Origin of the sequence: Burkholderia sp. ZZQ-2 (assembly GCF_050768715.1) — a bacterium.
In the GTDB taxonomy this organism is placed as follows: domain Bacteria; phylum Pseudomonadota; class Gammaproteobacteria; order Burkholderiales; family Burkholderiaceae; genus Burkholderia; species Burkholderia cepacia.
The window spans coordinates 1-5,375 of sequence record NZ_LDVA01000216.1 but is presented as its reverse complement, the minus strand read 5'-3'; the positions used below and the strand labels follow the sequence as shown (position 1 = coordinate 5,375).

Annotated in this window: 6 protein-coding genes; all 6 read right to left on the bottom strand. The window is 71.7% G+C overall.

The window, feature by feature from the left end; all coding sequences use genetic code 11:
* Positions 1-123 precede the first annotated feature (123 nt).
* On the bottom strand, positions 124-666 hold the full coding sequence (locus ABY44_RS14815) for a hypothetical protein (protein WP_060170276.1): 543 nt from the start codon (positions 664-666) through the stop codon (positions 124-126).
* 37 nt (positions 667-703) lie between these two features.
* Positions 704-1,783, bottom strand: coding sequence for an ABC transporter permease (locus tag ABY44_RS14810; RefSeq protein ID WP_060170278.1), 1,080 nt, complete (start codon positions 1,781-1,783; stop codon positions 704-706).
* The gene (locus ABY44_RS14805) at positions 1,776-2,789 is read right to left on the bottom strand and encodes an ATP-binding cassette domain-containing protein (protein WP_059697030.1); all 1,014 of its coding nucleotides are present in this window, start codon (positions 2,787-2,789) and stop codon (positions 1,776-1,778) included. Before ABY44_RS14805 ends, ABY44_RS14810 begins: the two co-directional genes overlap by 8 nt.
* A gap of 13 nt (positions 2,790-2,802) precedes the next feature.
* The gene (locus ABY44_RS14800) at positions 2,803-3,876 is read right to left on the bottom strand and encodes a TauD/TfdA family dioxygenase (RefSeq protein ID WP_027792022.1); all 1,074 of its coding nucleotides are present in this window, start codon (positions 3,874-3,876) and stop codon (positions 2,803-2,805) included.
* A gap of 3 nt (positions 3,877-3,879) precedes the next feature.
* Positions 3,880-4,542, bottom strand: a complete 663-nt coding sequence (locus ABY44_RS14795) for a class I SAM-dependent methyltransferase (protein WP_021160286.1) — start codon at positions 4,540-4,542, stop codon at positions 3,880-3,882.
* A 38-nt stretch (positions 4,543-4,580) separates the two neighbouring features.
* The coding region (locus ABY44_RS14790) for a citrate/2-methylcitrate synthase (protein WP_431641364.1) at positions 4,581-5,375 on the bottom strand (795 nt) is incomplete at its 5' end.

Sequence of the window (5,375 nt, the reverse complement as noted above, 5' to 3'; positions counted from 1 at the left end):
CTTCCGCCAGCGCATCGACAGCTTCCGGCCGGCTGACGTCGGTCGGCACGCACAGCACGTCGGTGTCGAGCGTCGCGGCGAATGCGTGCCGTTGCGCGGCGCGGTCGGGCAGCGCGCTCATCGTCAGCCGGCCCGCACGAGCTGCTTGCGCAGGCGGCCGCGCACGACGACCAGCGCGATCAGCGGCACGACGCCGCCCCACAGCGGGCTGTGGCGCATCGCGATCGACACCGCGAGCGCGACGACGGTGACGGCGAGCAGCACGATCGACAGCGAACGGGCGCGCGCATGGTCGACGAAGGTGCCGTCGACGAACCCGCCGTCCGACCACGCGGTATGCACGATGCCGACGACCAGCACGCAGACGAGCATTGCGGCCGGCCCGAGTTCTTCTCCCCACAAACGGCTACCTGTCGGCGACACGAGCGCCAGCACCGCGCCGATCGCGAGGAACAGGTCGACGCCGATCGCGATGCTGTTGCGGTCCGCGCGGCGGATCAGCCATGCGCCGTGCACGAGCGCGAGCACGCCGCCGATCAGGAACGCGTGCGTCCAGCGCACGTCCGGCTGTCCGGGCCCGAGCCGGCCGTAGAACAGGAACACGATCGCCGGCAGGAAGTTGCTCGCGTGCAGCAGGTAGTCGGTGATGGGATTGCTCGATTTCATCGGGGGATTCTCCTTCGTCGAAACAATGGGCGACGCGTCATGCGTCGTGCCAGCGGAACAGCCGCGCGGCGGCGAACAGGAACAGCGCCGTGCTCGCGGTCATGCCGAGCAGTTGCGGCGCGAGCTGCGCGTACGGGGCGCCGTCGACCAGCGCGCCGCGCAGCGCGACGGCGAACTGGTTGGTCGGCAGGAATGCGAGTACCGCCTTGAGCCAGGCCGGCGCGTCGTGCATCGGGATCGTCAGGTCGCTGAAGAACAGCAGCGGGTAGTAGGTGACGTTGCACGCGAGTTCGGCGGCCGCGAGCGACCGCGCGCGGCTCGCGAGCAGCACGCCGATGCTGAGCACCATCGCCGCGCCGAGCAGCACGATCGGCAAGGCGCGCAGCCCGTCCGGCGTCGCGATCGGCAGCGCGATGCCGAACGCGACGCGGGCGACCGTCAGCAGCACGAGCGCCGACAGCGCCATCATCACCATCCGTGCGACGATCAGCGCGGCGAGGAACACGCCGCGCGAGACCGGGAAGCACACGTACAGCTTGAAGGTATTGCGTTCGCGCAGCGACGCGATCGCGGTGGTCGTCGAGTTCAGGCCGATCGCCATGAACGCCATCACGAGAATGCCGGTCGCGAAGAACGCGCCATAGTCGAACGGACGGCGCGCCGGTGCCGCGTTCTCGAAGCGCGCCTGCGCGGCCGGCAGCCCGAGCCGCTGCGCGGCGCAGCGGGCGAGCGCGATCTCGACGACGCGCGACGCGGCCTTGACCGCGAGCGAGCCGTTGAAGTCGTAGCGGATCGTCGCCGGCGTGCGCTCGTCGGCGCCGAGCACGACGGTCACGCGATCGGCCGCCGCGCCGCGCCCGCCGAAGGTCGCCTTCACCGTGTCGCTGTGCGTGAGGCTGGCGACGATCTGCGCTTCGCATGCGCGGCTGTACGGCGTCGCGCCGCCGGGCACGTCGAACGCGATGTCGGCGGTGCCGAGCGACCCCGATCCGCCGAACGCGAACAGCATCACGCTCAGCAGGAACACCGGGAACACGAGCGTCCAGAACAGCGACGAGCGGCTGCGCAGATAACCGAGCAGCTCGTTGCGCACGAGAATCAGGAACACCTTAGTCATGGACGGGGCCCTCGGTACAGAGGCGCAGCAGGTCGCCCGGCGTGCTCGGCGCGAGCGCGAGATGCTGGATACCCTGTTCGCCGACGATGCGGTGCACGTTCGGATGCAGCGTCGCATCGCCGAACACCTCGACGACGTGCGCGGCCGACACGCGCACGCCGGTCACGCCCGGCAGCGCCGCGAGCCGCTTGCGCAGCGCGCGCGCGTCGGCTTCGTCGCGGCAATGCAGGACCGCGCGCGCTTCGCCGACGAGCTCGGCGCGCAGCGCGTCCTTGTCGCCCTGGTAGCGCACGCCGCCGTCGCGCACCCAGACGAGATCGTCGACGACGGCAAGCTCTTCCTCGGCGTGGCAGATCATCGCGATGCTCGTGCCGCGCGCGCGGTGGCGCAGCAGGTCGATCACGACGCCCGCATAACGACGGTCGAGGCCGGTGAACGGTTCGTCGAGCACGGCCAGTTCGGGGCGGTGCGCGAGCGCCACGTAGAGATCCACGCGCTGGCGCTGCCCCTTCGACAGCGCGCGGCACGGCTTGTCGAGCAATTCGGCGATGCCGAGCGCCTCCGTGACCGCGGCGTCCGCGTGCACGTACATCGCGCGGTGCAGCGCGACGATCTCCGACACGCGGAGATGGTCGGGATACTCGACCTTCTGCAGCTGCGCGCCGAGCCGCCGCAGCGACGGCGTGTCGCGCATGAAGCGCGCGGCCGGCACGTCGAGCACGCGCACGTCGGTGCCGCCGCGCCGGAAGCCGAGCAGCGTTTCAAGCAGCGTGGTCTTGCCGGAACCGTTCGGCCCGACGATCGCCGTGACCGCGCCGAGCCGGAACCGCACGTGCCGCGCGGAGAAACGGAAATCGCCGGCCGCGACGTCGATCGCGCGCGCGCCGAGCGCCGCACCCGGCGCGTGCGCATCGGGCGGCGGCTGCGAGGCCGTGCGCAGCGGCCGGTCGAACGCGGTGTGCGGGCCGAACAGCGCGCGCACGGAGGCGAGGAACGAATCGCTCATCGTCGGCTTCCTGTCAGTCGAACAGCATGACCTGCGTGTCGCGCGCGCCCCGGTACGGGTTGCGGCCGTGCGCGACCAGCATGTTGTCGACGACGAGCACGTCGCCGGCCTGCCACGGGAATGCGAGCTCCTCTTCGTCGAACGCGTCGTAGATCGCGACGAGATCGTCGAACGGCATCGGCGAGCCGTCTCCGTAGCGGATCTCGTACGGGAACGCGGCGCGCGCGCCGTACATGCGCTGCAGGTAGCGGTAGCTGAGCTCGCCCATCGAGCGCGGATTCGGGTGCTGCGCGCTCGCCTGGTTGAACCAGACGGTTTCGCCGGTGCGCGGATGCGCGCGCAGCGCGCTGCCGACGTGCGACACGGTCACGCTGCCGTCGTCGAGCCAGCGGCAGCCGACGCCGCGTTCCGCGCACAGCCGCTCGACCTCGTCGCGGTCGCGCGTGCCGAACGCGTCGTGCCACGGCCGGTGGTATTCGGCGAACGGCAGGTTCGGGTTGGCGGCGAGACCGTCCGCGCGATCGCCGGGCGCCGCGAAGTTGCGCAGGTACATCACGCCGCGCGCGGCGAACCGTTCGCGCAGCGCGGCCGGCACGCGCGCCGTCACGCGCCGCATGTCGCAGATCGGCGTTTCGCCGCCCGCATCGGCCGGCCGCCGGCAATAGAACGCGACGAGGCGCGGGAACGCGGGCATGTAGGCCATCTCCTGGTGCAGCCCGATCTTGAACGGCGGCGGCATGCGGGTCGATTCGTACACCTGGCCGTCGATCTGCTTGCGCGGCGCGGCGCCCGCCGTGTAACCGTTCGCGTGCGCTGGATACAGCGCGCCGAGGCGGCCGAACGCGGCGGTGTCGGGCACCGCGAAACCGCGCCACAGCAGCGCGCCGCACGCGTCGAGCAGCGTGTCGATCGTGTCGAGCCGCGAGCGGTACCACGCGACGAACATCTCGGGCGAGGTCGCGAGCTCGGCGCTGCGCGGCGTCACGCACAGCGGCAGCGTCGCGCCGGGCGCGACCGCCGCGCAGTGCACGTCGTCGGCGCCGAGCCGCACGGCGGCGTGCGCGGCGAGAAAGGCGAGGTCGGTCATCGCTCAGGCCAGCGCCGGTTTCTTCAGCAGGATCTCGAAGCCGAGCGCGCCGAGCCCGGCGCTCGGGCTGTAGATCGACGCGACGTCCGCGAGGCCGGCTTCGGCGACGAGCGCATGCGCTTCGTCGAGCGTGATCTTTTCCTCGACGTGGGTCGGCGGATAGTCGGCGGCGGCGCGCATCTCGGTGAAGCGGTCGAGCAGGTGCTGCGGCGCGTCGCGGCGCATGTCGTGCACGAGCGCGATGCCGCCCGGCTCCAGCACGCGATACATCTCGGTGAGGCTGAGCGCCTTGTCGGGCAGGTGGTGCAGCGTCGCGCGGCCGACGGCCATCGTCAGCGTGCCGTCGTCGAACGGCAGCGCGAGCGCGTCGCCGACGCGCATCTCGATCGTGTCGTCGAGATCGAGTTCGCGGATGCGCGGGCGGCCTTCGTCGAGCATCGCCGGATCGAGATCGATGCCGACGTAGCGCCAGCCGCGCATCGCCGGGTCGGTGGCGAGCCGCACCGGCACGACGCCGGTGGCCGTGCCGATGTCGGCGATCACGCCGGGCGTCATCCCGCGCGCGAGCTGGCGGATACGGCTGATGAACAGCAGGTCCCACGGTTCGAGCGTTTCGGTGGCGAAGCGATCGTAGTCGTTCGCCGGGCGCAGGTTCTTGAGCAGCATGACGTTCCTTTTGCTGAAGGGTGCCGATGGATGAGGATTCACAGCCAGCCGACCGGCACGGCGGCCAGCAGCCGTCGCGCGGTCGCGCTGTTGACGCCGAAAGCCGGGCGGCGCCGGCGCTCGACCGCATGCGCGGCCATCGCCGCAATGCGCGCGCCGAGCCCGACACCGACGCCCCACGACGGCGCGGCGACACCGAGTTCGAGCAGCGTCGCGGCCGTCAGGAAATCGATGTTCGGCCGCAACGCGCGGCGGGCGTCGGCCTGGGCGCAGCACGCGTCGAACAGCGTCACGTATGCACCGTCGAAGCCGTGCGCGGCGAACAGGCCGCGCATGTGCGGCGGCCGCGGATCGGCGACGAACAGCGGATGGCCGAAGCCGTACAGCGTGTGTTTCGCGTCGAGCGCCGCATCGATCGCCGCGCGGCCGGCGGCGTCGAGCGCGGCGGGCGGTGCGTCGATGCCGCCCGGGGCCGAGCGTGCGAGCGCGGCGAGCCAGTGCATCGCTTCGAGTGCCGCGCCGACGTGCGACGGGCCGCTCGCGAGGAAACCGGACGCGATCGCCTGCGTGAGCGTGACGCCGGTGCCGATCGCGACGCGCGGCGCGAGCACGGTCGGCGTGATGTAGCCGAAGCCGGCGTGCCACGCGACGAGCAGCATGTCCATTGCGGTTTGAGCCTGCGCATCTTGGCGCGTCGCGCCGGTCAGCACGAGCATGCGTTGCGCTTGCGTCGCGGCGGTATCGAGCGAAGCGCCGCCGTCGGTGCCGGCGGCAAACGGACGGCCTTCGATCGCCGCGTGCAGCAGGAACGGCGCGGCCGCCGCGCACAGCAG

Bases quoted from the DNA above. Each gene is read 5' to 3' on its own strand.
- ABY44_RS14815 (WP_060170276.1), bottom strand. From the start codon at position 666: ATGAAATCGAGCAATCCCATCACCGACTACCTGCTGCACGCGAGCAAC.
- ABY44_RS14810 (WP_060170278.1), bottom strand. From the start codon at position 1,783: ATGACTAAGGTGTTCCTGATTCTCGTGCGCAACGAGCTGCTCGGTTAT.
- ABY44_RS14805 (WP_059697030.1), bottom strand. From the start codon at position 2,789: ATGAGCGATTCGTTCCTCGCCTCCGTGCGCGCGCTGTTCGGCCCGCAC.
- ABY44_RS14800 (WP_027792022.1), bottom strand. From the start codon at position 3,876: ATGACCGACCTCGCCTTTCTCGCCGCGCACGCCGCCGTGCGGCTCGGC.
- ABY44_RS14795 (WP_021160286.1), bottom strand. From the start codon at position 4,542: ATGCTGCTCAAGAACCTGCGCCCGGCGAACGACTACGATCGCTTCGCC.